We start from the raw sequence: 4475 nt of genomic DNA on the forward strand, positions 1-4475 counted from the left end.
CCACTAGACCCACGACACGCCGTCTAAAGCACCACGTTTGCGCCTATAGCCCACTCTTGGAACACCAAGGGATCCTCGCCGTGATGGCGAGGATCCCCGTAGTAGAGTGCGCCGGTCCAAGCCCGACGCGGTTAGTAGGATGGTAGCACTGGGGGTCGTAGAGAGCCACAGGGGGTGCCGTTCAGTGACGGTATCTCTCCGAACACGTTCGTGATGCGTGACGGCCTGGGCGATGCTGGTCCAGAAGGGGTTGAGATCGTTGACTACCACTAAAATTGCTCCGATTCACCCGGGCGAGGTCCTCATGGAAGACTTCGTCGAGGGGTTCGGAATTACGCAGCACAAGCTCGCCGTTGCTATCGGTGTTCCGCCCCGTCGTATCAATGAAATCGTCCACGGGAAGCGGGGAATCACGGCGGACTCCGCAATGCGTCTCTCCCGCTACTTCGGCACAACCCCGGGGTTCTGGATGAACCTGCAGATGCGCTACGAGCTCGACCGCGCCGAAGACGCGCTGGGGGATGTGCTGAGCGGAATCGTTCCGCTTGCGACGGTGGAAGTCGCCTAAATTTCCTCGACCTTACGAGGCAGTGGCCGGGTCGCGTGGGCGTGGCCCGGCTTTGTTGTTGGTGCGGTATTGTCACCGGTCTCCTGTCCCAAACCGCAGTCCACTTCGCTGAAAATCACCGAAAATGGCCCGATTTGGGCGAAGTGGACTGCAGTTTGAGCAAGGTCGGTTGCACGTGTTCTCGGGCGGCCCTTTTCCGTGCCTGTGTGGGGCCGTTGGGTCGAATGGACATCGACGGCCTTCGATAATATGGGCCACCGAGCTTTATTCCGCTCTGCCGGGTGGTGATTCGCCCTTCCTGGGCCGGTTGGCTTTGTGTATCGGGGTGAGTTTCCATGCGAGAGGTGGTTGATGGTATTGCCGGGTGAACCAATGTATGCATCAAATGGTGACTTATATGATGCTAGCATTGTTGTGGAGGTAGCCATGAGAACCACTGTGACACTCGATGATGAGCTGCTTGCGCGCGCCGAGGAGCTGACCGGGATCAGCGAACGATCCGCTTTGATTAGGGATGCGGTCGAACTCCTCGTTCGTATTGAGACCGGGCGGCAGCTCGCTGCGCTCGGTGGCAGCGATCAGGCGGCGGAAGCTGCGCCGCGGAGCCGCAAGCGCGCATGAGAGTCCTCGTTGACACGAACATCTGGATCGATCACCTGCGGAAAACTGAGCCTGTTCTGGTCGACCTGCTCGAGCGCGACCTGGTGTGCGTGCACCAGAGCGTCATCACCGAGCTCGCGTTGGGGAATCTTAAGGACCGGCCGGTCTTCCTGAAAGCGCTCGAGCGCCTCATGATCGTTCGCAACGTCGACGATCAGGGGGTCCGGCACCTCGTCGAGGAGCGGCACCTATGGGGCAGGGGACTCAGTGCTGTCGACGCGGCGCTCCTGGCGAGCGTCGTCGTGACCTCCGGCGTGTCGCTGTGGACGCACGATAAGCGCCTACGTCAGGCCGCACGTGACGTGGGCGTGTTGGCGAACCTCGACTGAGGAGTGCGCACTGACGAGGCCGTGGCTAGGTCGCGCGGGCGTGGCTCGGCGTTGCTGTTTCGAGCGGTCTCGCAGGGGCGTGCCGCCGGTCACCTGGGTGGTAGTGTGTCGCCATGACGACGGATGGCCAGTGCCTATGGCCGCGCTTCTAAAGGAGGCTCAATGCAGGGTGTTGCCCTCGGGGATGACGGCGTGCGCACCGTGCGCTACTGGCTGTATGCGCCGGGCAAGAAAGCGCGTGAGTGGGAGTACTTTTACGAGCGCGGCATCATGGGGCTCGCGTGGGGAGAGGTCGGTGACCTGAGGGCGTACGCTAGCAGAAAGGAACTCGGGGAGCGGATGGTCCAGATCGCCCCTGAGAAGCGCGAGCAGACGAATGATCGTCTTGCCCTGTGGCAGTTCGCGAATGAGATGAAGCCGGGTGACGTCGTCTTCGCTAAACGCGGCATCACGGAGATCGTCGGGCGAGGTGTCGTCACGGGCGACTATGTCTACGATGTGGATGCAGGCCACTATCCGAACATCCGTGAGGTTCGCTGGACTCACAAGGGAAACTGGAGCCTCGACAGGCCATGGTCAGTGAGGAAGACCCTCACGGAGATCACCGACCTAACCGACCGACTGACTCAAATTAAGGCTTGTTTCGAGGACGAGGAGGGCACGTTCGACGGCGAGGAGATGGCGGTGCCCTTGACCGAGTATTCAGTCGAGAAGTTTCTCGGCGACGTCTACATGGGCCGCGAACGATACGACGCGATCGTGGGCTTACTGCGCGCCAAGAAGAACATCATCCTGCAGGGCGCGCCTGGCGTCGGCAAGACTTTCGTCGCTAAGCGTCTTGCTTACTCGATGATGGGTGTGAAGGACATTTCGCGTGTCGAGCTGGTGCAGTTCCACCAGAGCTACTCCTACGAAGACTTCATCGAGGGTTACCGTCCTTCCGGCGCGGGATTCGAGCTGGTCAAGGGCGCCTTCTACTCGTTCTGTAAGAAGGCCGCCGACGATCAGGAGAACGACTACTTCTTCATCATTGATGAGATCAACCGCGGCAATCTTTCCAAGATTTTCGGCGAGCTGTTCATGCTCATCGAAAACAATAAGCGCGGGGATAAGCTTCAGCTGCTTTACTCCCGCGAGATGTTCTGCGTGCCCGCGAACGTCCACATCATCGGCATGATGAACACGGCGGACCGCAGCCTAGCGATGCTCGACTACGCGCTGCGCCGGCGTTTTGCCTTCGTGGAGCTGCGCCCAGCCTTCGACTCTGAGGGCTTCCGCCGGCATGCTGCCGCGCTTGATAGCGCACAGTTCGAGGCCGTGGTGCGCGAGGTGGTGGCGCTCAACAAAGAGATCGCCGAGGACGAGTCCCTCGGTGATGGCTTCTGCATCGGACACAGCTATTTCTGTATAGATCCCAAGGAGTACACGGACGCGGCCCTGGCCTCGATCGTGGAGTACGAGCTCATCCCGATGCTCAAGGAGTACTGGTTCGACGAACCCGGCAAGGTCCTCGAATGGACCGACAGGCTGCGTAGGTCGCTGCGGTGATCCGCGTCCGCAACCTCTTCCATATGCTCGCCTACGCTTTCTCGGCGCTCACCGAGCAGGGCTACCGGGCCGTGGCCATGGAGGACTTCGATAACGCGGTCGAGCTGTGCGCCGCGATCCTCGAGCGGGGCGTGTCCCTGCAGCTCAAACGAGGCCTCGGGCAGGAGTACGTGAGCCGGAGCGAGGCCCGCTCCTCCCTGCGCGGCAAAATCGAGGTCACCGAGTCCGTGAAATCGCAGGCGATTTGGCGCCGCCAGCTGGTGTGCTCCTACGACGAGTTCAGCGTCGACACGACGATGAACCGCGTCATCAAGGCGACGGTCGCGCTGCTCGTGCGCGCGGACATTTCCCGGGTACGCAAGCAGAGCTTGAAGAAGCTCATGGTCTTCTTCGCGGACGTGCGCGACATCGACCTGCACCGGGTTGACTGGAACATGCGATACCACCGCAACAATCGCACGTACCGGATGCTGATGGCGGTGTGCTGGCTCGTCGTCAAGGGCCTCCTCCAAACCCAGAGCGACGGCGCCACTCGAATGATGGATTTCTTCGACGAGCAGCGCATGAGCCGCCTGTATGAGAAGTTCATCCTCGAGTATTACCGTAGGGAACACCCGCGGCTGCGTGCCAGGGCCTCGTTCGTCGAGTGGGCGCTCGACGATGGCGCGATGGACGGCCTGCCCGCCATGCGTAGCGACATTACGCTGAGCGCTCGCGGGCGCGTGCTCATCATCGACGCGAAGTATTATGCGGCCACGATGCGGCGCCACTTCAACAAGAGGAGCGTGCATTCGGGGAATCTCTACCAGATTTTTGCCTACGTGAAGAATAAACAGGCGGTGTTGGAGCGCGCAGGGGAGAGCATCGAGGTGTCGGGCATGCTCCTGTACGCCGCGACCGACGAGGAGGTGCAGCCCGACTTTACGTATCGCATGAGCGGCAACCAGATCGGCGTGAGGACGCTCGACCTGGACCGGCCTTTTGAGGAGATCCGCGCGCAGTTGGACGGTATCGCTGACATGCTCACGTCCCCGTCAGCTTCGGCGTCGTGAGGTAGACTTCGATGGGCGCTCGCTTGCTGGCATGCCAGCGGTCGGGACGTCCTCATTTTTCTTATGGATCGCAGTAGTCGCAGGCGCGGGGGAGCAAGACGGTCATGGTAAACGAGGCATCGCGCGCGGCGGCATCCACCACCGCCCGGATCGTGTGGGACACGGCTGACAAGTTCCTGCGTAACGTCGTCGAACCTCAGGAGTATGGCGACTACATCCTGCCGTTCACGGTCCTGCGGCGCCTCGAGTGCCTGTTGGAGGATACGAAGGACGACGTCATCGAGTTCGTCAACGCGCAGGGTGACATGCCGTCGTACC

General features: G+C 61.1%; 6 protein-coding genes. All 6 read left to right on the forward strand.

The window, feature by feature from the left end:
- The first annotated feature begins 232 nt into the window (after positions 1 to 232).
- Positions 233 to 568, forward strand: a complete 336-nt coding sequence (locus tag RYL44_RS10010) for a HigA family addiction module antitoxin (protein WP_314975385.1) — start codon at positions 233 to 235, stop codon at positions 566 to 568.
- 426 nt (positions 569 to 994) lie between these two features.
- On the forward strand, positions 995 to 1189 hold the full coding sequence (locus RYL44_RS10015; RefSeq protein ID WP_314975386.1) for a type II toxin-antitoxin system VapB family antitoxin: 195 nt from the start codon (positions 995 to 997) through the stop codon (positions 1187 to 1189).
- The gene (locus RYL44_RS10020) at positions 1186 to 1557 is read left to right on the forward strand and encodes a type II toxin-antitoxin system VapC family toxin (RefSeq protein ID WP_314975900.1); all 372 of its coding nucleotides are present in this window, start codon (positions 1186 to 1188) and stop codon (positions 1555 to 1557) included. Before RYL44_RS10015 ends, RYL44_RS10020 begins: the two co-directional genes overlap by 4 nt.
- Positions 1558 to 1719: 162 nt before the next feature.
- The gene (locus RYL44_RS10025) at positions 1720 to 3105 is read left to right on the forward strand and encodes an AAA family ATPase (RefSeq protein WP_314975901.1); all 1386 of its coding nucleotides are present in this window, start codon (positions 1720 to 1722) and stop codon (positions 3103 to 3105) included.
- The gene (gene mcrC, locus RYL44_RS10030) at positions 3102 to 4157 is read left to right on the forward strand and encodes a 5-methylcytosine-specific restriction endonuclease system specificity protein McrC (RefSeq protein ID WP_314975902.1); all 1056 of its coding nucleotides are present in this window, start codon (positions 3102 to 3104) and stop codon (positions 4155 to 4157) included. Before RYL44_RS10025 ends, mcrC begins: the two co-directional genes overlap by 4 nt.
- Before the next feature lie 104 nt (positions 4158 to 4261).
- The coding region (locus RYL44_RS10035; RefSeq protein WP_314975903.1) for a type I restriction-modification system subunit M N-terminal domain-containing protein at positions 4262 to 4475 on the forward strand (214 nt) is incomplete at its 3' end.

The organism is Actinomyces bouchesdurhonensis, from assembly GCF_963540955.1.
GTDB classification, from domain to species: Bacteria; Actinomycetota; Actinomycetes; order Actinomycetales; family Actinomycetaceae; genus Pauljensenia; species Pauljensenia bouchesdurhonensis.

Bases quoted from the DNA above. Each gene is read 5' to 3' on its own strand.
- RYL44_RS10010 (WP_314975385.1), top strand. From the start codon at position 233: ATGCTGGTCCAGAAGGGGTTGAGATCGTTGACTACCACTAAAATTGCT.
- RYL44_RS10025 (WP_314975901.1), top strand. From the start codon at position 1,720: ATGCAGGGTGTTGCCCTCGGGGATGACGGCGTGCGCACCGTGCGCTAC.
- RYL44_RS10020 (WP_314975900.1), top strand. From the start codon at position 1,186: ATGAGAGTCCTCGTTGACACGAACATCTGGATCGATCACCTGCGGAAA.
- RYL44_RS10015 (WP_314975386.1), top strand. From the start codon at position 995: ATGAGAACCACTGTGACACTCGATGATGAGCTGCTTGCGCGCGCCGAG.